At 65.9% G+C, this 22,715-nt stretch carries 18 protein-coding genes; 11 read left to right on the top strand and 7 right to left on the bottom strand.

Annotation, left to right across the window (positions count from 1 at the left end; all coding sequences use genetic code 11):
- Positions 1–8: 8 nt before the first annotated feature.
- Positions 9–419 carry a hypothetical protein gene (locus tag ACI3KX_RS10095; protein WP_404909604.1) on the bottom strand — a complete coding sequence of 137 codons (411 nt, stop codon included), beginning with the start codon at positions 417–419 and terminating at the stop codon, positions 9–11.
- A gap of 120 nt (positions 420–539) precedes the next feature.
- Between ACI3KX_RS10095 and ACI3KX_RS10090 the strand changes: the two genes are divergently transcribed.
- On the top strand, positions 540–737 hold the full coding sequence (locus ACI3KX_RS10090; RefSeq protein ID WP_331912864.1) for a hypothetical protein: 198 nt from the start codon (positions 540–542) through the stop codon (positions 735–737).
- A 530-nt stretch (positions 738–1,267) separates the two neighbouring features.
- On the opposite strand, the gene ACI3KX_RS10085 is transcribed toward ACI3KX_RS10090, so the two are convergent.
- On the bottom strand, positions 1,268–3,610 hold the full coding sequence (locus ACI3KX_RS10085) for a glycoside hydrolase family 31 protein (protein WP_404909603.1): 2,343 nt from the start codon (positions 3,608–3,610) through the stop codon (positions 1,268–1,270).
- Between the two features lie 67 nt (positions 3,611–3,677).
- Between ACI3KX_RS10085 and ACI3KX_RS10080 the strand changes: the two genes are divergently transcribed.
- The 9 genes from ACI3KX_RS10080 to ACI3KX_RS10040 all read left to right on the top strand — a co-directional run bounded on the left by ACI3KX_RS10080 (position 3,678) and on the right by ACI3KX_RS10040 (position 12,373).
- Positions 3,678–4,445 (top strand): FadR/GntR family transcriptional regulator, encoded by a 768-nt coding sequence (locus ACI3KX_RS10080; RefSeq protein ID WP_404909602.1) that lies wholly within the window; start codon positions 3,678–3,680, stop codon positions 4,443–4,445.
- Positions 4,446–4,574: 129 nt separating this feature from the next.
- Positions 4,575–5,915 (top strand): ABC transporter substrate-binding protein, encoded by a 1,341-nt coding sequence (locus ACI3KX_RS10075; protein ID WP_404909601.1) that lies wholly within the window; start codon positions 4,575–4,577, stop codon positions 5,913–5,915.
- Between the two features lie 4 nt (positions 5,916–5,919).
- A complete protein-coding gene (locus tag ACI3KX_RS10070) occupies positions 5,920–6,852 on the top strand; it encodes a carbohydrate ABC transporter permease (RefSeq protein ID WP_404909600.1) in 933 nt (310 codons plus the stop codon).
- Between the two features lie 4 nt (positions 6,853–6,856).
- On the top strand, positions 6,857–7,822 hold the full coding sequence (locus tag ACI3KX_RS10065; protein WP_404909599.1) for a carbohydrate ABC transporter permease: 966 nt from the start codon (positions 6,857–6,859) through the stop codon (positions 7,820–7,822).
- Positions 7,815–9,122 (top strand): FAD-dependent oxidoreductase, encoded by a 1,308-nt coding sequence (locus ACI3KX_RS10060; RefSeq protein ID WP_404909598.1) that lies wholly within the window; start codon positions 7,815–7,817, stop codon positions 9,120–9,122. The genes ACI3KX_RS10065 and ACI3KX_RS10060 overlap by 8 nt, the downstream gene beginning before the upstream one ends.
- Positions 9,122–10,108, top strand: coding sequence for an aldo/keto reductase (locus tag ACI3KX_RS10055; RefSeq protein ID WP_404909597.1), 987 nt, complete (start codon positions 9,122–9,124; stop codon positions 10,106–10,108). Before ACI3KX_RS10060 ends, ACI3KX_RS10055 begins: the two co-directional genes overlap by 1 nt.
- A complete protein-coding gene (locus ACI3KX_RS10050) occupies positions 10,105–11,007 on the top strand; it encodes an amidohydrolase family protein (RefSeq protein ID WP_404909596.1) in 903 nt (300 codons plus the stop codon). The genes ACI3KX_RS10055 and ACI3KX_RS10050 overlap by 4 nt, the downstream gene beginning before the upstream one ends.
- Positions 11,004–12,035: an enolase C-terminal domain-like protein gene (locus ACI3KX_RS10045; RefSeq protein WP_404909595.1), complete on the top strand. Its 1,032-nt coding sequence runs from the start codon at positions 11,004–11,006 to the stop codon at positions 12,033–12,035. The genes ACI3KX_RS10050 and ACI3KX_RS10045 overlap by 4 nt, the downstream gene beginning before the upstream one ends.
- A complete protein-coding gene (locus ACI3KX_RS10040; RefSeq protein WP_404909594.1) occupies positions 12,032–12,373 on the top strand; it encodes an L-rhamnose mutarotase in 342 nt (113 codons plus the stop codon). The genes ACI3KX_RS10045 and ACI3KX_RS10040 overlap by 4 nt, the downstream gene beginning before the upstream one ends.
- 28 nt (positions 12,374–12,401) lie before the next feature.
- Here ACI3KX_RS10040 and ACI3KX_RS10035 read toward each other — a convergent pair whose 3' ends face one another.
- Positions 12,402–13,505 (bottom strand): alpha/beta hydrolase, encoded by a 1,104-nt coding sequence (locus ACI3KX_RS10035; RefSeq protein ID WP_404909593.1) that lies wholly within the window; start codon positions 13,503–13,505, stop codon positions 12,402–12,404.
- On the opposite strand from ACI3KX_RS10035, the gene ACI3KX_RS10030 reads away from it, so the two are divergent.
- On the top strand, positions 13,488–18,791 hold the full coding sequence (locus ACI3KX_RS10030; RefSeq protein ID WP_404909592.1) for an Ig-like domain-containing protein: 5,304 nt from the start codon (positions 13,488–13,490) through the stop codon (positions 18,789–18,791). The two genes, ACI3KX_RS10035 and ACI3KX_RS10030, sit on opposite strands and share 18 nt — an antisense overlap.
- 1,055 nt (positions 18,792–19,846) lie before the next feature.
- Here ACI3KX_RS10030 and ACI3KX_RS10025 read toward each other — a convergent pair.
- Genes ACI3KX_RS10025 through ACI3KX_RS10010 form a run of 4 tightly spaced genes read right to left on the bottom strand, consistent with a single transcriptional unit; the run spans position 19,847 to position 22,662 of the window.
- Positions 19,847–20,194: a DUF202 domain-containing protein gene (locus ACI3KX_RS10025; RefSeq protein WP_404909591.1), complete on the bottom strand. Its 348-nt coding sequence runs from the start codon at positions 20,192–20,194 to the stop codon at positions 19,847–19,849.
- A complete protein-coding gene (locus ACI3KX_RS10020) occupies positions 20,191–20,556 on the bottom strand; it encodes a YidH family protein (protein ID WP_116194301.1) in 366 nt (121 codons plus the stop codon). The genes ACI3KX_RS10025 and ACI3KX_RS10020 overlap by 4 nt, the downstream gene beginning before the upstream one ends.
- Positions 20,553–21,524 carry a formylglycine-generating enzyme family protein gene (locus ACI3KX_RS10015; protein WP_331912836.1) on the bottom strand — a complete coding sequence of 324 codons (972 nt, stop codon included), beginning with the start codon at positions 21,522–21,524 and terminating at the stop codon, positions 20,553–20,555. Before ACI3KX_RS10015 ends, ACI3KX_RS10020 begins: the two co-directional genes overlap by 4 nt.
- A 16-nt stretch (positions 21,525–21,540) precedes the next feature.
- Positions 21,541–22,662, bottom strand: a complete 1,122-nt coding sequence (locus tag ACI3KX_RS10010; protein ID WP_404909617.1) for a Gfo/Idh/MocA family protein — start codon at positions 22,660–22,662, stop codon at positions 21,541–21,543.
- Positions 22,663–22,715: the final 53 nt, after the last annotated feature.

Raw genomic sequence — 22,715 nt, 5'->3', positions numbered from 1 at the left:
CGTTCAGGTCAGCGGCTTGGCGTGATCGCGGCTCGAAAGCCGGCCAGCACCGACATCCTCAAGTCAACGGGACCGTTGTTGGTCGGCAGTGTCACGCGCGGCGAGCGCAACGGGCCGGTCTTCGCGGCCGTGATATCACCGCGAACATAAGTGACCGCGAGATCGACGTAGTTCGAAAGCAGCCGACGGACATCTTCGTCATCGGTGTCCTCCTCGAAATGGTCCAAAGAGAAGCCGCCGTCGACCTGCAGTGCAAACCATCGGTCACCTGGGGTGCAGACGACGCCCCATCGATCCGGTCTGGCGGGCTGCCAGATTCGCAGGTAGGCCGCATCGTGGCGTAGTCCCGTCTCTGCAGACAATTCGACGTTGGCCGGACGCATCAAGCTCAGAAGGTCTAACGCGCCGGTCACATCCATGCGTCCAGCATCCCATCGGTGCGATCGGCGCGCCCTCATGTCGGTCGCTGAGCGGGCGCTAGCGGATCACATCCATGCAGCTATGGTCGAAGTCGCTTCTGAAGTCCGATCGGGGTCACCGTGCTCGCCAAGTTTGCCGCCTTCTACGTTCGAGAAGGCTTCGCTTTGGGAATCTTGATTGGTCTCGTGCTGGCAGTCGTAATGCCGCAAGAGTTGCCGTTCAAGATCATCGGGTTCCTCTTCGCTGTCGTCGTGTCGCTGGCTGCATGCGCAGTTCAGTTCAGGCGGGCACTCAAGCGCGGCGAGGGCGGCGACTGATAGCGCCCGTCGGTCGTCGAGCGCGCGGACATAGAGAGGCGAGTAACGGGACTCGAAACTGCGGTTGGCGGGATTTCGGAGCGTCAAGTCTAGGGCGGGATTCCGCGGAGTGAGGAGTCCTGCCGCGCAAAATCAAGGGTTTTCGATTGCTTCCGCCGTCTCGCGTCGTTCGGCCTCGGTCAGTGGTTTCGGGCCCGATCTGCCCAGCTTGTGTCCACCATGTGTCCACGTGGACGCTCGACGGTATCTCTCAACGCGACCCCGGACGGGCCTCGGATGAGCGCCATCACTCGCTCCGCGACGCCAGCATGGCGTCAACGTGCGGGAGGAGTCGGCGACGGTTTAAAACGAGCGCATCGCGATGGGGTCGTTCCCCAGTATTCGTCGCAATGGTCTATCCGTCGTCGTCGTCGACGACAGCAGGAGCACGAGATCGTTCGAACGGGCCCGGGTGACTGCCGGCGGGCCGCGATCGACCCGATGATGGCCGACGAACGGACTGCCCGAAGAAGGGCACACCGCACATCGAGTCAGGCGGGGGCCGCCCATTCGATCTTGATATGCCGGCGGTCCCCGGGCGCGATCACGAGTTGCTGCTCGACGAGCTGGCCCTCCGCCGTGCGCAGGCGGGGTGCACCGGAGGCGACCGGGAAGTCGAAAGCGAAGCGCCAGGTCTCGTCTCCCGTCGTCTGGAGAGTGAGCTCGTCCCGATCCCAGTCGACGGTGAGGATCAGGCGGCTGCCGTGGGGCGTTGTAAACACCATCGGTTCGGGGTCGCGTTCGTCAGTGCTGAGCAGATCTTCCGCACGGCGGTAGATGCTCAGCGTGAGTTCGGTGAAGCCTTCACGAGGCCGCGACATCCCGCGTGACGCGAGCATGCCGCCCTCGCGCACGAACACTGGCAGCCCCGCGCGTTCGTACAGTGGCGCGTCGACCAAATACGCGCGCCCGCCCTCGTACCGTCGACCCGACCAGTAGTCGTACCAGGAGCCTGGCGGAAGGAACACCTCACGCTCGCCCCACCCTTCGTCGGTGATGGGTGCGATGAGCAGCGACCGTGCGACGAGCACTTCATCGAAGATCGAGTGCGTCGCTGTGATGTCGGGGAAGTCGAACAGGAGCGGTCGCACGAGCGGGATGCCGCGTTCGACGGCGTCGATCGCTCCCGACAGATAGGTCGGTGCCAGGCGATGACGGAGTCGGATGAACTCGATGAGGAGATCGCGCGCTCTGCCCTCGTAACGCCAGGGCAGCTTCGGTTCGGTGAGCACGCCGCTGTGCAGTCGTGGGACGGGGATGAAAAGGAATCCGTGTGCGATGCGGCGGATGACGTTCTCGTCGGTGTCGATGACGCCGAGACCGGATGTCGACTGCTCCTTAAACCCGCCCAGATCGACGGATGCGAACGGGAAGCCCGTCATGGCGAGGTTGAGGATGAAGTTTAGGTCCTCTTTGACCCGGCTCACGCCTGCTGTTGTGTCGCCCGACCAGGGCAGCGCGGCTATCTGGTCGCCGAGCCAACCCCCCCTCGTCAGGGTGAGGACGGGCTCACCCGTGAGCTCGGTGGTACGTCGGGTGAGGAAGCGGTTCCAGAGGCTGCTGTAGTAATTCCGCGCCGGGATCCCGCTCTTCAGCACGCCCTCGACCCGCTCGCTGTTATCGATCCACCACGCCGCGGCACCCTCTTCGATCCGCGGTCGGTACTGGTCCCACGCCCAGTCCGCCGCGACGGGATTCTCGAGATCGACGATCCACTGATCCTCGGTGGCATCGAGGATCAGGCCGTCGCGTCGGCCCTGATCAGCGAGCGCGCCGCTGTACATCTTCGTATTGACGTGCAGCACGGTGTCGACTTGTTGGTCGGCGAGCGTCGCGAGCAGATCGGCATGCGAGCCGAATTTCTCGGGGTCCCAGCCGAGGTTGATCCCCTCGCCGCCTTCGTCCTCCTCGAAGATTTTCCCGCCGCGCCAATGCAGGTCGAGTGCGCACACGTCCATCGGAATCTGTTCTGCCTCGAAGCGGAGCATCCAGTCGCGATACTCGTTGGACGACGAGTAGCCGGCCCATGAGAACCAGGTGCCGAGCCACTGTGGGCGCGGCAACGGCGGTCGCCCCGTCAGTTCGTGCAGCAGCCGCGTCCACTCTGTGGGTGTAGGGCGTGCGAGAACGACGAGGTCGATCGGTCCGCCGGGGGCCTCGACAGACCATGCCCGCGGATCGCTGTAGCCGAGGTCGAAGTAGACGTGCGGATGGGGGTTCAATAGGATCACCCCGCTGCCTCCGAGCTCGAGGAACGCCGGAATGGGCAGGCCCCCATAGTCGCCGCGCTGGTGATACCCCTTCGTTGCGAACATGTCGGCCGTGCTTCCCGAGCGGTCAGGGAACGCGATCCGGCCGCCGAGCCCGAGGACCGGGCCGTCGGCGCCTCGGACAAAGTCCATGCGGAAGCGCGTAGACGCAGTCGAGCCGTCAATGACCAGGCGAGTGAGTGCGAGCGCCGTCCCCTGCTCGTCGTCGAGCGCGATCGTCAAGTCCGGATAAGTGAGTCGGAGCGTGCTCGTGCCATGCCGGAACTCCACCGCGTCGGCGGTCTCGGTGGCCAGCAGGCGTGGCACGGCGCGCTCTGGTACGAGCACCCGGTCGTCCACCCGGTACGGCTGCGCGGACGGATCAATCGGCGTCACGCGCAGACGGAACGCTCCACGGGGCTCCGCCGTCACGCGGATCTCGACTCGGTCATTGCCGAGTCCGAGCAGTTCGGCAGCCCCATAGCGCGGCGTGAGGCCGGTGATCCCGTCCGAGCGTGGCCATTCCGGGTCGGCTACCCAGGAGTACGGGGCCGGCCAGGTGACGTCGGGGTGAAGTCGCTTCATCGTGTCTTCCTTCTCGATCCGGCGGGTCACATGTAAGATATCTCACCTATCGAAGGGCAGGCGACCGATGTCGAACACACTTCCGCGAAGCGCCACGGGCGGACCTATCGGCGGGACAATCGTCCGAGCTGGGCACCTCGTGCCGGCCGTCGTAGAGGAGCTCGTCGATCGCATGGCCGTAGGTGCTTACCCCGAGGGTGAGCGGCTTCCTTTCGAGCGAGAGCTGATCGACGAGCTCGGTGTGAGCCGGAGTGTCGTGCGCGAGGCGCTGCGCGTGCTCGAGGAGAAAGGGCTGGTGGCGATCGCGCAGGGCAAGCCGACCACAGTCCGTCCGCGCTCGGACTGGAACGTGCTTGACCCCATCGTGATTAACGCGCTCATCAAGCATGACCCCGAACTGGAGATTGCCGGGAACCTGATCGACGTGCGCGCCGCGATCGAGGGTGCGCTGGTCCGGCGCACGGTGCGCGCGCTCGACGACGCGCGCGACCAGGAGCTTCGCGCTGCGTTTGCGAAGCTCGTCGAAGCGCAGCCCGACCCGACCGCGTACCTGCGCGCCGATCGGGAGTTTCATCACGTGCTCCTCGAGCAGTCGGGCAACTTTATCGGCGAATGGATTGTGCGCTGCGCGCACCAGTGGACCCACTCGTACCCCGGGCTCGTGCCTATGCATCGAGTTGAGCAGTCGCACCGTGAGCACCAGGCGATCTTCGAGGCCGTAGAGCGGCGCGATGCCGACGCGGCCGCAAAGGCCATGGAAGCGCATATCCGCGAGTCGTGGGAGAAGACCAGGGCTGTGTTGCTGGTGGCGTATAAGGGCTCCGCGAAGGGGTAGGTCGGCTGCGGAGATAACGGTTCGATATCGGGGCCGGTTCTTCGTGACAGGTAACAGATAAGATATGTGATGATTTCGATAGCGTCGTAGACGACGCTCTATGGAGTCGAAAGACGAAGGAGAGAATCAATGACGATTGCCCACCGGACCGGGCTGACCAAACGTCGCACGTCCCGCCTGACGATGGTCGCCGCGGTCGCCGCCGCTGCTGGTCTCGTGCTCACAGGATGCGTGCCCGGCACTGCACAGCCCACGACTGAGGTCGATCAGAAGGAGGGCCCGGCCGAACTCCTCGTTTGGACCGACTCGACCCGTGAGGCCGCATTTAAGATGTACGCCGAAGAGCACCCCGAAGTCGATCTGACCATCGAGATCCTGCCGGACGACGTCGAACAGCGACTGCTCCTCGCCAATCAGGCCGGCGAGGGATGGCCCGACATCATCACCCTCAACAAGTTCCAGATCGACGCCTTCAGCTCGGCGCCGGTGAACTACACGGCTAACATCGCACCGTACCTCAGTGACGGCTTCTTCGATGACTTCGCGCCCGCGGTCGTCGAGTCCTGCAGTCCTGAGGCCGACGACGTTCGTTGCGTGCCGAACGACATCTCGCCCATCGTGCTCTGGTACAACGCGCCGTTCCTTGCCGAGAACGGGTACGACATCCCTGAAACGTGGGAGGAGTTCGAGGCCCTCGGCCTGCAGATCGCGCAGGAGCACCCCGGCTACATCGTCAGCGACGGCGCCGTCCGGCTGAGCATGTTCCCACCGTCGCGATGCCCGCAGGCAGAGAAGGTCGACGAGCTGACCATCCTCAGCGACCTCGCTGACCCGAAATGCGAACGCGTTATCAGCATGGTCGACAACCTCCTGGGTGCTGGCGCCATGACGCCGCTCGCGGGCAACTCGCCCGAGTTCATCGCCGAGTTCGGTGAGCCCAAGAAGCTCGCCATGCTCGTCGGTCCTGCCCACGTCGGCAAGTTCCGCCTGCTCGACGCCTATGGCTGGCAGCCCGGTGACCTCGGCGTCGCGCCTCCGCTGCGCTGGGCCGACGAGGACGAGGTCTTCAACTACAGCAGTGGCGTCTCTTATGCGGTCTCGCGCCACAGCGAGTACCTGCAGGCGGCGACGGACGTCGTCGAATGGCTCGCGACCGGGCCGTACCAGACGGCTGACGAAACCGTGACGCTGCCCGCTTACAAGCCGGCACAGGACAACTGGATCACGACCAACGAAGCCAATTTCGTGATCGAGGACGGCTCGCTGGCAGACGTTTTCGAAGCGGCTCAGGACTCCCTCTCCAACTACTGGTTCGAGATGCCGGTCGAGTCGGTTCGTGCGAGCTGGGACCAGGTCGTGATGCCAGGCATCGCACAGGGGAAGACAGTCGCCGAGCTGGTGCCGACCTGGCAGCAGTACATCATCGACGAGGGTGAAGCTGCGGGCTGGACCGTGGAGACGGAGCGCTAAGCGGATGACGACCACAGCAGGAGGTGCGGTGCGCGTGAATGGCCGTCCGCGGCGCCGCCAGAACCCCAACTCAGGCCAGGCGCGTGCGGGTGTGTTCTTCGCGACCCCGTACCTCCTGCTGCTCACCGGTTTCGCACTGATCCCGGCGGTCTACACGGTCTACCTTGCCTTCATGTCACCCACGGGCGGGTTCGCCGGGTTCGACACGTTCGTGCAGGTGTTCAACGACTATCGCTTCCTGCGGGCGTTCGCGAACCTCGGACTATATGCCTTGCTGTTCCTCATCCCGACGATGATCATCTCGATCGGGCTGGCGGTGCTACTCCAGTCGAGGGCGCCGCGCGTCGCCGCCACGTTCCGCACGCTGTACTACCTCCCGCACGCCGTGGTCGGCGTGGCCGGCGTGCTGCTGTGGATGTTCCTGCTCACACCGCGCATCTCGCCGATCGGCGGGTTCCTCGAGTGGCTGGGTTTCAGCGGCTTCTATGACATCGTCCGCCCCGACAGCCCGGCCAGCCTCGCGGCCCTGTTCGCACTGATCGCGGTGTGGACATCGGGCCAGGGGATCCTGCTCATGTTCGCTGCGCTCAGCTCGGTGCCCGAAGAAGTCGAGGAGGCTGCAGCGATCGACGGGGCCAACGGGTGGCAGGTGTTTTGGCACATCAAGCTGCCCATCCTGCGAAAGTGGATCGCCTACCTCCTGATCATCAGTGTTGCCAGCGCGACCCAGCTCTTCGCCGAACCGCAGCTCATGGTCGCGGTGACGAACGGCGCCGTCGGGAACAACTTCTCGCCGTTGCAGCTCGCATACACGTACGCCTATCAGTACGGCAACTTCCCCGGGGCGGCGGCGATCTCGTTGGTGCTCCTGGTCATCGGCCTCGCGGCCGCCGCCCTCGTCGTGAGGACGACCGGACTGTTCAAGATTGAGATCTGAAACCGTGGCACTCACCGAAACCCACACGGCCCCCGACACAGCGGCAGTCGTCGCCGGAACACAACCACCGCGGCGGATGCGGATCAGCGTCGACCACCGGGCGAAATCGCGCGCGCTGATCCTCTTCGCCTGGGTCGCTCTGCTGCTCTGGGCCGCATACACGGTACTCCCGATCCTCTGGCTCGTCATCGCGGGCACGAAGACCGGCTCCGAACTCGCGACACAGCCGGCATGGAGCTTTGGGTCCATCCAGAACGTCGTCAACGCGTGGGCGAACGTCGCGGCCTTCAACAACGGTGTGATCTACTCCTGGATCTGGAACACCGTCGTCCTCACCGTTGGCCAACTTGCACTGACCCTCGCGGTCACGATTCCGGCAGGTTATGCGCTCGGAGCCTGCTCGTTCCGGCTCCGTAAGCCGGCGCTCGCCGCGACCCTCGCGCTGATCCTGCTTCCCGGCGGAGCGCTCGTGCTGCCACAGTTCCTCGAGATGGTCGCCCTCGGCCTCATCGGCACAAGGTGGGCGGTGATCTTGCCCGGCAGCGTGTTCCCGCTCGGCATTTACCTCACGTTCATCTTCTTCTCGACGACAATCGGCCGGGACGTGTACGACGCGGCCCGTATCGACGGTGCCAGCGAGTGGCGCATCTTCGCGCGCATCGCTCTGCCGCTGTCGTGGCCGATCGTCGCCCTCGTCGGCTTCTTCTCATTCGTGCGGTCGTGGGGCGAATTCATCCTGCCGTACATCATGCTGCGCAGCAGCGACTTCCCGCTCTCGGTCGGTCTTGCGGTGCTGGCGTCGACCTCGCCCGACCTGAACCCGAACGTGATCAGCAACTCCAACATCGGCATCCCCGAGGTCATCCTGACCACGATCATCACCATGCTTCCCGTGATGCTGGTGCTCGTACTGGCGCAGCGGATCGTGCTCAAGGGCTCGAACATGATGGGCGGTGCCCTCCGTGGCTGAAGCCGCCAATTCCACCGCGGACACGGCGGCCGCGCAACCAAAGTACGTCACGGAGGATGCGAGGCGAACGCCGGTCCGCGACAGCTTCGACGTCATAGTCAGCGGGGGAGGTCCGGCCGGTGTGGCAGCTGCGATCTCGGCTGCGCGCGGCGGTGCGCGGGTCGCCCTAATCGAACAGCACGGTTCGCTCGGCGGGGTGTGGACGGTCGGGTTGCTCTCAGCGGTCCACGATGCCGAGAAGACATCCAGCGTGCTCGGCGACATCGCACGCGAACTGGATGCGGCCAGCGCCCGCAGGGTGCGCGGGCCCTCGGACTTCCTCTACGACGCCGAACAGATGAAGCTCGTTCTGGAGCGCCTGTGTTCTGACGCGGGAGTGGTGATCCGGCTGCACACCCGGGTGGTTGCCGCGCATGTAGACGATGGACGGCTCACCGACCTCGTCACCGAGTCGAAGTCAGGTCGCGAGGCGTGGACGGCGAGCGTGTTCATTGATGCGACCGGCGACGGCGACCTCGCGGCGCTCGCCGGGTGCCGTTACGAGGTCGGCGACCCCGAACATGGCGAGACGCAGCCGCTCTCGCTCATGTCGATAGTCTCCGGGGTCGATGCCGATTCAGTCAGGCAGTTCTGGGACGTCTCGTACCGGGATCGCAAGGCCCGGCTGCTGGCAGAGTTCGCGCGCGCCGGGTTCATGCCCAGTTACGGGGCGCCGACGCTGTTCCACCTCGGAGCAGACATGTTCGCGTTGATGGCGAACCACGTCTACGGTGCATCATCGTCGAACGCCGACGACCTCACGAGCGCCACCATCCAGGCGCGACGTGAGATCGACGAATCGGTGCGCGCTCTGCGCTCGCTGGGCGACCCGTGGACCGGTATTCGCGTGGTCACTACAGCAGCGCAGATCGGGATCCGTGAAGGCCGCCGGATTCACGGCCGAGCGCGCGTGGAAATCGAGCACCTCGTGCGCGGCGACGTACCGGAAGACTCGGTGACGATAGCGACTTTCGGCGTCGACGTGCATTCGACGAACCCAAGCCGTGGCACAGCGACGAACCTCGAAGACCGGCCCGAGGTGCGCCCGTACGGCATCCCGTTCGGCGCTCTGGTCGCCGCCGATGTCGATGGGCTGCTGCTCGCAGGCCGGTGTCTGAGCGGGGATTTCTTCGCGCATGCAAGCTATCGCGTGACGGGGAACGCGGTCGCCACCGGGGAAGCCGCCGGATTCGCCGCAGCGCGCATCGCCGAGCTCGGCTCGGTCGGAGCGTTCACCTGGCCGGAAAGACTGCGATTCTGATGCCCGCACCGGGCATCGGTGGCGATGTGCCGATCAATGGCGAAGCCGGACCTGACGAGGCGAGCATGGTCATGGTGCTCGGCACGGCCACGATCGGCAACCTCGGAGCACCGATGCTTGACGAGGACGCGCACCAGGTCGTGCACGGCGCCCTCGACCTCGGCGTGACGAGCTTCGACACCGCGCCCCTCTACGGGCTCGGGCTCGCCGAGCGCAGGCTCGGGGTCGCGCTGCGCGGGGTACCCCGTGACTCGTACCGACTCTCTACGAAGGTCGGTCGCGTGCTTGTCGAGGAACCGCACGCGACTGGCGATCAGTGGGCCGGATTCCACACCGCCTCACACCTTCGTCCGCGATGGGACTTCAGCACCAATGGCGTGCGTCGTTCGATCGAGCAGTCCTTCGAGCGGCTTGAGACCGCGCAGGTCGAGCTCGCGTTGCTGCACGACCCCGACCTATCGGGCGATGCCGATGCGGTCCCGCGCGGGCTTGAGGCGCTCGATATGCTTCGAGCCGATGGCCTCGTGCAGCGCATCGGTGTCGCGTCGAAGGACATCCGGGCGCTAGAGCGCGCGTTGGATTTCGGCGGGGCCGACGTGCTCATGATCCCCGGCCGGCTCACGCTCATCAATCGCGAGGCCTCGGCCATCGCACGGCGGGCCGAGGCCTCGGGAGTGGCGATCTGGAACGCCGCCCCGTTTAACGGCGGCGCGCTGGCCGGTGCGCCGCTGCGTGCGTCCGGCTATGGTGCGTTGTCGGACGCGGAGGCCGCGGCTTTCGCCCGCGTGCTCAGCCTCGCGGCGGAGTTCGACGTGCCGGTCGCGCCTGCTGCGCTGCAGTACGCAGCGCGACTTCCAGCCGTCGAACGGCTAACCGTCGGCGCCGCGTCCGCGTCGCAGATCGCCGACAATCTCGCCGGGCTGCGCATGCCGCTCCCGGCGGTGTTTTGGGAGCGCCTCGATGCGATGTTGGAATCCGACGCATGATCGACTCCCACGTCCACGTCTGGACACGATCATTGCGCAATGCCGCGTGGCTCGATCGGGGTCCGGCGGCGACAAATCGCGATTTCACGAGTCACGACCTGATCGTGCATCTCGACCAACAGGCCGCCTCGGCGTCGATCGTGGTCCAGTCGCAGGACTCGCTCGACGAGACACGCGAGCTCCTCGAGCTCGCCGAGCGCGAGCCACGGGTCCTCGGCGTCGTCGGTTATCTACCGCTGCACGACCCTGTGAGACTCGCCAGGCTGCACGACGTGCTCGACCACCCCGCACTGGTCGGTGCCAGGTCCATACAGACCCCGCTTTCAATGCAGTCGCACGCCAGTGAGCATTCGCTCGACCCAGCCGTCAGCGAGTCGCTGGCTATCCTCGCCATGCACCGTCTCGCACTCGACGTCGTTGGGCGACCACCCGCCGCGCTCGACGACGCGGTCGCGGCGGCGACAACCCACCCGGGCCTGCACGTCATCGCCGACCACCTCGCGAATCGGCACCTTGAATCCCGTATCGCAGGCCGCGCTCGCGCCACTGCATTGCCCCCGGTGCTCGCGTGTCTCCCGAACCTCTTCGTCAAACTCAGCGGCCTGTCGGCGGTCGCCGACGATGAGTTCGCGGTTCACGTCGCGGCGTTCGCCTCCGCGATCGGTCCGAGGCGGCTGCTGTTTGGTAGCGACTGGCCGATTTGCCTCAGACACGGCGACACCAACGCGCCGCTGCGCAGGGCAGTAGCGGCTACTCGCGACCTCGCGGACGCGGACGCGGACGCCTGGATCTTTGCTGAGACGGCGCGTATCGCTTACCCGCGGCTGGGTGGTCGCGACGCGATTGAGGCTGACATGCCTGGGCGGAACGGCCAGAGAGAGAACGAGAACCAACGATGAAGATCACCGATGTCACGATCGAGCGTGGCCCCGAGGGGCGCACTGAGGTGCGGAACTGGCGCCATGGCCTGCCTCGTCGTGAGCAGGTCAGCCGTCCGGGGCAGCTCGTGCTCACCTCGGAATCCGGCCACACGGGTCGCTGCGACGTACGCGACGCCGTGATGGCCGGCGCGTTTGTCGAACGTCACCTCCGGAGCGAGCTCGTGGGCCAGGACCTGTTCGCGCGCGAGCATCTCTGGAAGCGCGTCTGGGAAGTGCACCGGCTGGAGTATTTGCCCACCCACCTCCTCGGCGTGGTCGATGTCGCGCTGTGGGATCTAGCAGGTCAGGTGCTCGACCTGCCGGTGCACCGGATCGCGGGGTTCGCGCGCGAGTCGATCCGCGCGTATGCGAGTACCGCCACGTTCGGCAGCGAGAGCGAGTACCTCGACGTCGTCGACCAATGCATCGAGCTGGGCTTCTCCGTGATCAAGCTGCATGCGTGGGGTGATGCCCGCCGCGATGCGGCGCTCGCCGGGCGGGTCCGCGAGCACGTCGGTTCAGACGTGCAGCTTTTGTTCGACGGCTCGGGCGGTTACGACCTCGCCGACGCCGTGTACCTGGGGCACGCGTTGAGCGACACGCAATTCGAGTGGTTCGAAGAGCCGCTCAGCGAGTACAGCATCACCGCGCATCGCATGCTCGCCGACCGGGTCGCGGTGCCGCTGATCCTGGCCGAGATCACGCAGGGGGCGCATCAGTCCGCCGGCGACTACATCGCGTCGGGGGCGGCCGTAGGAGTGCGCGTGAGCGGCGAGCTCAAGGGCGGCATTACCGGTGCGCTCAAGGTCGCCGCAGTCGCCGACGCCTATCGCATGCGCGCCGAGGTACATGGTCCCGGCGTGGTGAGCACGGCGCTGTGCATGATGATCTCGAACAACTCGTTCTATGAGTCGCTAGTGCTCACGAACCCGGTCCGGCCCGACGCTGCGCTCACCGACGGGTTGCTCACCGCGTCCGAGTTGCCCGGTATTGGGTGGCCGAGGTGACGACGTGGCCCGGTGCGACGCATCCCGCTGACACGACCGTGGTCGCGAAGCGCACGCGGCTGAAACCCGGCATGGAGCACGCGTACGAGGCGGCGCACCGCCACCCGCCCGCCGAGGTCACGGTCGCACTGCTTACCGCGGGCGTTACCCAATGGCGAATCTGGCGCAGCGGGCTCGACCTATTCCACGTGATCGATGTCGTCGACCGCGGGCGCATGCGCCGGGTGCTCACCGAGGACCCGACAATGGTCGCCTGGGGTGCGCGCATGCGCGAGTTGCTCGAACCGCTTCCCGCGCCCGAATCGGACGACTTCGAGCTGGTCTGGACTCTGGACTGAGCGCGTCAACCGCCTCGCCGACTCTCGGTCAGCTCGTTCGAGCGGATGGCTCGCACGTACCCCCACGCTCGGGCGGCAGCAACACGCGATCGAGCCACGCCGCACGGGCGCTGAGCGCTCCCCGTGAGATGGCCGCCTCGGGCGCGAGGCTCTCGAAGGCGTGCACACCACCCGGCCACACGTGCAGTTCGAGCTCTCCACCGGCTGCCCACACCTTCGAGGCGAAGGCGACGTCCTCGTCGCGGAAGACCTCGGCACTGCCGCACTCCAGGTAGGTCGGTGGGAGTCCGCTGAGGTCGTCGGCGCGGCCGGGCGCCGCGTAGACCGAGACATCTTCGCTTCCGCGTCGTGAGCCGAGTAGAGCCTCCCAGCCGACGCGGTTCTTCGCGCGGTCCCATCGACCACGTCCGTCGACTTGGAGCGTGGATGTCGTCTCATCGCGATCATCGAGCATGGGATAGGCAAGCAGTTGCGCCATGATCGCCGGCCCGTGCCGGTCCCGAGCCATGAGGCCGGCGCCGACCGCGAGCCCACCCCCGGCGCTGACACCGACGACGAGAATCCGCTCGGGGTCTGCGCCCCATTCCTCAGCGCCGCGAACTGCGGTGACCAGTCCGGCGTACACGTCTTCGACGGGCGCGGGATCGGGATGCTCCGGCGCGAGGCGGTATTCGATCGTGGCGATGACAGCGTCGTAGCGCCTCGACCATTTGGTGAAGTGCTGCAACCACGCCCACCGGTGTCCGGTGATCATGCCGCCGCCGTGTACGAAGTAGATGAGCGGTCGCGACCCGGGCCGGGCGGGCCCCTGCACGACACTCATCTCGATCGTGACGCCATCGAAGGTGGCTACCTTGCAGTCAAATCGAGACATCCCCGCGTCCTCGAGGATCGCGTTCACATCGGGGAGCCGCTGACGAGCGCGGTACTGCGGAATGTTCGTGAGCGTGAGGCGCGGCGCGGACCATTCGTCGGTCGCTGCCAACGCGTGCGCGATCTCGGGATCGATTGGCGGTCCAGTTATCACGCCATCATCTTTCCGGATAGTGGGCGCGCTGCAGCACTCGCCCTCAGACTCTTGCCACCTGAACATGTCACAGATAATATCTGTGACATGTTCACTGTGGAGCACTCTTCTCGGACCACCACGAAGCGCTGGTGGCTCGCCGTGTTCGCCCTGGCGATTGGGCTGACGCTGACGCTCGCTCCAGGCACGGCGTCGGCCGACCCGGTCGAGTTGTTCGAGGAGAATTTCGACGAGTACGTCGTCGATAGTCATCCCGGGAGCTTTAGCGGGCTCTCCACATTGACGAACTACGAGGCGGGAGTCATCGATCGCGGGTCGGGTGACCATGCGTTCCGGGTCGCGCGCACGGCGACAGCCGCGACGTCCTCCTACGTTACCCACGCATTTCCGACAGCGACCGCCGTAGGGGACTTCACGGTACGCGTCGATGCCAAGGCCGGGCAGACCGACGCGATCGGCTTCATCGCGCAACTCCGCGGTGAGACAAACCTGGTCTCCTCGCTCGCGTTCTACAACGACGGCAAGATCCGCCTGTTCACCAGTGCGGGGTGGCAACAGGTCGGCACCTACACGGCGGACACCTGGTACCGCTTCCAGCTCGATATCGACGCGGCCAGCTCCACCATAGACGTCACGATCGACGACGTTCCCGCGGCGCAGGACCTGCCCTTCCGCACCGCTCAGGAGGAGTTGCGCCAGTGGCAGGTGGGCTTGTATCAAGGCACTGGCGATGCCGCGCTCGAAGTCGACGAACTGAGCGTCGTCGACCGTGGGGCAGCCGAACCGGCGCCCGCTCTCGCCGAAGACTTCGAGCTGCAGACCATCGGCGCCTACCCCTCATCCTTCTCGACCTCGACGCCGGGCGCCGGATACTCAGCTGAAGTCGCCGGCGGTGACCCCGAGCAAGGGCGCTACCTACATATCGCCCGCGACGGGGCATCCACCTCGGCCTATCTCGCCGGAGCCAATCTCAGCGCTCCCGCCGAGACCGCGGTGCTCGCATTCCGGGCCAAGGCCGGGCAGGCGGACGCGATTGCATACGCCGCCGAAGTGCGGGGGCCGGCCGGAACCGTGGCGCGTGTGGCGTTCTACAACGACGGGTCGCTACGCGTCTACGACGGATCCTGGGTGAAGGTAGTCGATCGCTACTCGCCCGACCGGTGGTACGACTTCCGCGTCCTGTTGGACGCCACTGCCCAAGAGTTCTCCGTCGCCGTCGACGGCCGGGTCGTCGCCGAACGCATCGCGTTCCAGTCGGCCCAGACGGCGGTCTCGCGCGTCAGCTTCGGATTGTTCCAGGGTTACCGATCCATCGACCTCATGATCGACGATGTCGAGGTCACAGTGCCCGATCCTGCGCCGCTCACGGCTGTGTCGCTTCCGGCGACGACCATCTCCGTCGCGCGGGGGCATGAGGCATCCGTTCCAGTGACCCTCGAACCGGCGACGACCGCGCTCGTCGTCTACGAATGGAGCACAGCCGACAGCGCGATCGCCACCGTATCGGATGGGGTGATCGCAGGCATCTCGGCGGGGACAACCATAGTGCAGGTCGAGGCGACTGACCTTCTGACGTCGGCGGTCGTATCCACCAGCCAGACCGTGCAGGTCGTCGAGCAGCCCGTGGCCGGCGTCGACGTGCAACCGGCGAACCTCGTCCTGCCCGTCGACTCAACGCACTTGCTCGACGCGACGGTGCAACCGGCCGACGCCTCCGAGCAGGCCGTCACGTGGTCGACGAGTGATCCGTCCGTGGCATCCGTCAACGCCGAAGGCCAGGTGACCGCGGTTGCACCGGGACTCGTCACGATCGAAGCCGCCGCGGGCGGGGGTACGTTCACCGACTCAGTCGCGATCGAGGTCGTCGATCGCGAGGTGACGACACGGTTCTACGTCGATCCCGCCGCCGGCGACGATGCCGACGATGGTGGCATCGCCACGCCCTTCCGCACGATCGAACGCGCTCAGGCCGCGGTCCGGCAGGCGACAGATGACGGCACGGACCTCACGGGCGATGTCGAAGTCGTGTTGGCCGATGGCGTATACGAGCTGGACGAGACACTGCGTTTCGATGCCCGAGACGGTGGCGACGGAAAGTACCGGGTCACGTACCGGTCGGCCAATGGCGCGAATCCCGTGCTCAGCGGCGGTCGTGTGATCGACGACTGGCAGACCTATGACGCCGGACGTGACATCTATCGTGCGCCCGCGGTTGGCGTTGAGTCGCGACAGCTGTACGTCGACGGTATCCGTGCCATTCGTGCGCGGAGCGAAGGTCCGCTGACTGACGCGAGCCTCACATCCGAGGGGGTTAGGAGTGCCGACGTGGGAATGGCCTCCTGGTCGAACCTGGGTGACGTCGAGTTCGTCTTCCGTGAGCGGTGGACGCAGCCGCGCGCCACGGTCGGAAACGCCCAGGTCGCGCCCGATGCATCATCGGTCGAGTTCGTCATGGACGATCCCGGCTGGACGGCGATCACCTCGAAGGGATCGACGTCCGTAACCGAAGGACCCGTCTACGTCGAGAACGCGCTCGAACTGCTCGACGACGAGGGGGAATGGTATGCGGACGGCGAGTACGTCTACTACAAGCCGCGTGTCTTCGAAGACCTCGCGCAGGCCGAGGTCGTGGTCCCCGTGCTCGAACAGCTCGTCGAGGTGACGACGGCGAGCCTGGATGACAGCGTCCGAGGACTCGCCTTCGAGGGCGTCGAGTTCGCCTACTCGACCTGGATGCACCCGAGCACCGGATGGGGAGTACCCGACACGCAGAGTAATCACCTGCGGTACCCCGGTGAGGATGACTGGCTGATCGGCGCGGCGGTCACGGTCGAGCACGCGACCGACATCTCGTTCCGCGGTAGCACCTTCAGCCACCTCGGCGGCGCCGGGCTGCAATTGCTCGACGGCGTGCAGGACTCCGCAGTGAGCGGCAACCGCTTCTTCGACATCTCGGGCACCGCAGTCAACGCCGGCCGGGTCACGATGCGCAACCCGGAGATCTACGCACCGACCGACGAACGCTCGGTGATGGCCCGGCTCGCAATGGAGAGCAACTACATCCACGACATCGGCATCGAGTATGCCAGCTCGGCTGGGATCGCAGCGGGGTTCCTGGTCGACAGCGACGTCAGCAATAACGAGATCTTCAATGTGCCCTACTCGGGAATCTCGATCGGCTACGGCGTGTACAACTTCGTGAGCACTGGCCAGCGTGACGTGCGCGTCGAGGCGAACTACATCCACGACATCATGGGCCACGGCGTCAACGACGGTGGCGCGATCTACACCGTGGGCTACACCGGCGCGTCGCAGGCCGAGATGAACAGCGTGAATCGGAACTATCTGCAGAATCAGCGCGACAAGTGGGGCGTCATGTACGCCGACAATGCGTCGAACCACTGGGCGTTCACGGAGAATGTGGTCGATCAGGTTGACACCCCGATCTGGGAAGACTTCCCGGCGTACTGGGCCTTCGGTAAGGAAGCGGACCTGCTCTTCGATGGCAACTACACGACCACGCCGCACGTGAACACCTCGTTCACCTCGGCCTTCCCCGTGCTGAACACACACGTCGTTCCGGACGCCGACTGGCCCACCGAGGCGCTACAGATTATTAACGAATCGGGCGTCCTGCCGGCCGACCGGACCGAGTTCGCGCTAGCCGTGGAACGACTCGCCGTACAGTCCGAGTTGGCGCTCGAGTCGGATGAAACCGTGCAGCTGGCAATGTCCGGAACCCGAAACAAGGGCGACGCCGCAAGCCTGTCCGGAGTCGACGTCTATTACCGCTCGCTCGACGAGGCCGTCGCGACCGTGTCTGGCACGGGTGAGGTGGAGGCAATCGCTCGCGGAGCGACGACGATCGAGACCCGCGTCGTGCAGGGCGAACTGCTCTGGACGTTCATGACACAGGTCTACGTTGACGACGTCGTGACCTCGATCGAGTTCAGCAACGTCCTCGCCAGCGGGCGCAACATGATCGTCGGCGAATCCCTCGCCCTCGACTACTTTGGCCGATCGGACCTTGACCGCGAGGTCGAGCTAACCGATGTGGTGATCGTCTCGAGCGACCCGGCAGTGGTTGAGGTGCAAGTCGACGGGACGCTCGCCGCGCTCGCCGAAGGCGAGGCCGAACTCACTCTGACCTCGCCCGGCGCGGGGGTCTCGACATCGCTCGACATCGCGGTCGTGACCCGCAGCAGCGACGATGGACTCGCAGTCACCCCGTATGATTTCGGCGCAGCGCTCGCGGACACGACGGGATGGTCGGCCTCGGCCTCCACCGGCAGTGTTACCTTCCCGTCTGGCTCGGTACGGCTGGCCACGCCCTCCGGGCACGCCACGTATACGGGGCAGCAGTTCAGCGACGAGCTGCTGACGTTCGACCTAACGATCGAGGGCGAGTCCGGCTGGGAGGCGATTGAGTTCCGCAATCAGGACGCGTCGACCGCATTGCGCGACACCTACGCGGTAGTGATCAAGCCCAACGAGATCGAGTTGCATCGCTTCAATGACGGAGAGCGCACGGTCATCTTCGGCGCGGTCACGGGATTCACGAGCGTCGGCGGGCCGGCTTACCCGAATGACGTAATCCCTTTCGGGACCACGAAGCAGGTGCAGATCGGCGCGATCAACGAGCCGGGCGGAGTGCGCATCGTGCTCAACGTCGACGGCGAGAACGTCTTCTACTACCTCGACAGCTCGGAGGATCGCATCACCGACCCTGGCTATCTCTCGATGATGGCAAGGTTCTGGAGCGTGCTGCTCTCGCCGGCAACACTTCCCCCGGCGGATCCCGCGCCTGCTGTCGCTTCATCCCTTGTCGAAGGGGCGGTGGTAAAGGGCAAGATCGACGTCACGATGATCGTCGAATCCGCCTCTCCACAGGCATACGACGCCCAGCTATATATCGGAGACGGGTCCCAGGTGCCGTCGATCAAGGGCTATCAGTGGGCTCCGACGACCGACCGGCTGACGATTTCGGCTGCGGACTTCGGAGCGCTCCCCGACGGGCCGTACTACATGCTCTTCTCGGCCCGAAACGTCGACGGCCAGACCGCCACGCTGAAGGTCAACGTGCGGGTAGACAACTCGAGACCCGATCTTGTTGTGTCTGCCCCCGCCAAACCCGGTGACGGTATCCGCGTCGGCGCGACGGACAACGCTGGGCTGCGACGGGTAGCCGTGAACCTCTACGACGCGAGCAATTCGACACTGATTGCCGCTGTTGGATCGACGCCGGCCACGACGAGCATCGATGCGCCGAGCTTCGAGACCACGTGGCCCGTGCCGCCTGGGCTCGCCGCGGGCACGTATACACTCCGCGCCAGCGCCGTCGACATCGCCGGGAACTCCAAGACCGTCACAGTGGCACTTGTCATCGACTAGGCGTTCGGGTTAGTCGATCAACGGGCGCGACGTGCGCTCCTGCGTCAGACAGGCGACCGCCCCTACCTTGGTCCGCGCAGCGAGTCGCCGAGTTGGCGGATGTCTCAACGCCGAGCATCTTCGATGCGCCGCTGCGGGACTGGGCTGTCTCGCTTATCAAGCGTGCGTCCGGGCGGGCGCTGGTTGCAGGGAGAGGAACTCGACTTCCCAGATGTTCCACGGGTATTGCGGTTCGACGCTGGACACGGCGGCGGGAGTCGAACCCGACTGGTGTGCCAGCCGCGAGCATCAATTAGCCGCGAGAACCGCGGAATTACGCGGAAGCCGGGGTTCCCTGAGAGTGTTTCTGCTTTCGTGAGTCACGGTCGATTGCGACGAAGTGTGGGCAAAGTGTGGGCAGATGCAGAGCCACTCTTCGCTCGGACGGCTTCGCTCGGACGGCGAGGGCGTAGCGGTCAGTCACGGCCTCGTTCCGTGTGGTCGCTCTTGTGCGGACTTCGCGCTGCGCGCTCCGCCCTGTCACCAGCGACACGTCCGAGTGATCACGACAGGCCATCGCCTCGACGGCCCATCCTCAGCCTGCGCTTGGTGATGTCAATGTCGTTCATGCTCGCTGCGCTGCGCGTGCTCCACATTGACATCCCCGGCGCTCGGCCGTGGCTAGCCGCCTATCGAACCCACGTCCCACCCATGACCTTTCATCAGCAACCCCTCCTCGCGCGGCACTTCGCCGCCCCGCCCGCCTCTCATGCCGATTGTCGACCCAAAACCGACGATGAGCCTCCACGGACAGACAGGCGAACCACGACGCTGGGGAGAGGGAACGCCACGTCGGCTGAGGTCTCCGTGAATCTGGGAGCAGATGCCCGAACGTCGCCAGCGGTAGTTTTGACGAGCAGCACCGGGCGCGCAGCCTAGCGTCAGGTCCGGCTAGGGCCGCAGAATCATGCGGAAGTCGAGTTACCGATGAGGGGTGCTGAATGGGTTCGAATGAGGATTCTGCGGACTTTCTGCGCCTTGGGTGGCACTTGTCGCGTGCAACCGACAGCCGTGCATCAGGTGGGCGAGACGGCGACGGCAATTGCGATGGTGAGGCTAAGTGCTCCTGCGCAGGACGTGAAGATCGCGAGCGCCAACATCCTGCTGGCCCCCGGCATCCCTGCTCGTTCTCCCTCACGTCGCAAGGCCACGTTGACCGCGCGATAACGTCGGCGCGCCGATAGCCAAAAGAAGGCTGAAACAGCGAGCCCGGCAGCCCCAACGAGGACCCACCACCCGTTGCCGAGCGCGCTGGGAATCAGCCGCATTGCCACGATCGATCCCACGCCCAGCGCCAGCGCTGTGCGACGCCAAGCCAGTTCGTTTCGCTCGGGCTGCAGGCCGGGGTCGAACAGCTCGTTCATGCGAGGAGGATCGCCAGCAGCACGAGGATGCCAGCTATGGTGACTGCGGCGGCGAGCGCTGGTCCGAGCAATGACCCCGGCAGCGGTTCGGCCATGCGCAGTGCGCGTTCGGTGCGCGTCCAGTCCAGCCAGGCGAGGGCAGGGAGCAGCATGGCCACACTCACGAGCATGAGGCTCGCGCCGAGACGGAGACCCGGGTGTAATTCCAGGCCGAGCAGTTCTAGCGCGACGCCTCCGGCGATGAGGGCGAGCGCGGTGCGGATCCACGCCAAGAAGGTGCGCTCATTCGCGAGGCTGAAGCGAGCGTCTGGTTCCGTGCCGTATCGGAAGACGGATGCGGGGAAACGCCGGTCCGTATTCACGTGGCGACCGTCCGGAAGCCGGCGTTGCCCATCGACGAGTCGGGCGTGTTCTGCGATCGCGCTGAGTTGCGGTAGCGGTTGCAATAGGAGATGTGGCAGAGGTAACTTCCGCCACGCAGCACCCTCGTCGTCCCCGATTCGGGTCCCTCCGGATCGGTATCGGGGGAGCGGCGAAAGTAGTCGGGATGAAACCAGTCATCGCACCACTCCCACACGTTGCCGACCGGCTGCCAGAGGCCGTAGCCGTTGGGGTGGAACCTACGCACCGGAGCGGTGGTGAGATAGCCGTCCTCGCCGGTGTTAACACGGGGGAAGTCGCCCTGCCAGATGTTCGCGCGCCAGCCACCCGCATCGACCTCTTCGTCGCCCCACGGGTACTTCGCGCGGTCGATGCCGCCGCGGGCCGCATACTCCCACTGAGCCTCGGTGGGCAGTCGGCGGCCTGCCCACTCGCAGTACGCCTGTGCGTCGTTCCAGCTCACGTGGACGACCGGGTGGTCGCCGAGGCCGTCGATCGAGGAGTTTCGTCCGCCGGGGTGGGCCCAGTCGGCGCCGCGCACCCCGAGCCACCACGGCGCTCCGGACGCCTGACCCATCACGTCCTCGCGCGGTGCCTGAACGGCCAGGTGGAACACCGCGGAGAATCCGAACGTCTCCGCATCGGTCACGTAGCCGCTGGCGTCGACGAACCGTGCGAAATCGTCGTTCGTGACGGTCGTCACGTCGATGGAGAACCTCTGAAGCGTGACCGGATGCAGCGGCACCTCCCCGTCGGCTGGATTTCGATCGCCGGACGAGTCGCCCATCGTGAACGTTCCTGGCGGGATCGTGCTCTGCTCGATCGTGTGCCGTCCATCGGTGGCTGCCGGACGGGCCGCGGGCCGTGAGTGACCGATCGCGAGGAATCGCGAGCGTTCCGGGGCCCCGCAGGCGCAGCCGGGACCGCACCCGGCATTGGAGGTCGCCATCAGAGTCTGCCCGCCTTCATTCCTGAACCCGCGACACCGCCGCCGCCCAGGGGGCTCCCAACTGCGCGAACGTTGCTTGCCGCTCGGCCGCACGCCGCGCCCAGCGCTCGATCCCTCGAACCACGGCGTGCCGTTCTCCGCCGGCTCCCCTCCATTCGACCTGGGACTGATCGATGGCTCTGGGCAGTCGCCAGCGGCGGACGGCGTCGAGCACGGCGACGAACGCTCCTGATCTACTGAGGGGGCTCAGCAGACTGGTCCCTTCGCAACGGTGGTCCAGGAGGTTCTCGAGCAGGTTCGTGCGCACCGCACGGTAGGAGACCGGCTTGCTCCCCTCCTGGGAGACGACGATGCGATCTTCCTCGTAGTAGTAGTCGATGCGACCCGTGTCGCCGAAGACGCTGATCCATGGCGGCAATTGGGCGGGCGCCGCGAGGGTGAGTGCCAGTCCCACCTTCATCCCGTCTCTCGACGTGATCACCACTGACGAGGTGTCGTCGGCTTCGATCGGCGCCGCGTGGTACAGATCCAGGTCGATTCCGCTGACATCCGTCGCTGCGGCACACCCCGCGACTGCCAGGCTCGTCGAGACGGCGTGTGCAAGTGGATTCGCGACGACGCCATCGAGGACCGGCGTACCGTCGAGATCGCGTCGGCCGGTCCAGGGCGAGCGCCGCCAGTACCCGAGGGTCCGCTGCCAGAGGCCGACTGCTCCGATGCCCGTGACCGTGCCGATCGCTCCCGACTCCATCAGCGACCGAACAATCGCCGGCCCCGTCGATCCCAGCGTCTGGAACGCGACTTGGACTTGCCTGCCCGCGTCCCGCGCAGCCTCAGCGAGCAGATCGAAGTCCGAGATCGATGTCACGGGGGGCTTCTCCACCAGCACGTCGGCTCCGCTGGTCAACGCCAGGCGGGCGAGCTCGAGGTGTGTGTGTATCGGCGTGCTGATGACGACGATGTCGGGGGCGCGGTCGTCGAGCATGGCAGCGAGCGATGGGAATTGCGGGACGGGCAGGTCCCCGTCGACGACTCGGCGATCGGCCACTCCCACGAGGCGGGCTCGCCCGCTGCCATGTATTCGCAGCATCCGCTCGAGGTGGACGCTGCCGAAGCCGTGTGCGCCGACGAGCGCCATCCTCGGAACCGTCACGAGCGTGCTCCGACGCCGGCGGGGCGACGCGAAGGGAC

Origin of the sequence: Microbacterium sp. ZW CA_36, from assembly GCF_044987475.1 — a bacterium.
GTDB lineage: Bacteria > Actinomycetota > Actinomycetes > Actinomycetales > Microbacteriaceae > Microbacterium.
The sequence above is the reverse complement of the archived record's forward strand: the minus strand, read 5'-3'. Positions and strand labels throughout refer to the sequence as shown.

Coding starts and splice junctions, on each gene's coding strand:
- ACI3KX_RS10030 (WP_404909592.1), top strand. CDS start 13,488: ATGTTCACTGTGGAGCACTCTTCTCGGACCACCACGAAGCGCTGGTGG.
- ACI3KX_RS10055 (WP_404909597.1), top strand. CDS start 9,122: ATGCCCGCACCGGGCATCGGTGGCGATGTGCCGATCAATGGCGAAGCC.
- ACI3KX_RS10010 (WP_404909617.1), bottom strand. CDS start 22,662: ATGGCGCTCGTCGGCGCACACGGCTTCGGCAGCGTCCACCTCGAGCGG.
- ACI3KX_RS10025 (WP_404909591.1), bottom strand. CDS start 20,194: ATGAACGAGCTGTTCGACCCCGGCCTGCAGCCCGAGCGAAACGAACTG.
- ACI3KX_RS10070 (WP_404909600.1), top strand. CDS start 5,920: ATGACGACCACAGCAGGAGGTGCGGTGCGCGTGAATGGCCGTCCGCGG.
- ACI3KX_RS10015 (WP_331912836.1), bottom strand. CDS start 21,524: ATGGCGACCTCCAATGCCGGGTGCGGTCCCGGCTGCGCCTGCGGGGCC.
- ACI3KX_RS10080 (WP_404909602.1), top strand. CDS start 3,678: ATGTCGAACACACTTCCGCGAAGCGCCACGGGCGGACCTATCGGCGGG.
- ACI3KX_RS10085 (WP_404909603.1), bottom strand. CDS start 3,610: ATGAAGCGACTTCACCCCGACGTCACCTGGCCGGCCCCGTACTCCTGG.
- ACI3KX_RS10075 (WP_404909601.1), top strand. CDS start 4,575: ATGACGATTGCCCACCGGACCGGGCTGACCAAACGTCGCACGTCCCGC.
- ACI3KX_RS10095 (WP_404909604.1), bottom strand. CDS start 419: ATGGATGTGACCGGCGCGTTAGACCTTCTGAGCTTGATGCGTCCGGCC.
- ACI3KX_RS10045 (WP_404909595.1), top strand. CDS start 11,004: ATGAAGATCACCGATGTCACGATCGAGCGTGGCCCCGAGGGGCGCACT.
- ACI3KX_RS10050 (WP_404909596.1), top strand. CDS start 10,105: ATGATCGACTCCCACGTCCACGTCTGGACACGATCATTGCGCAATGCC.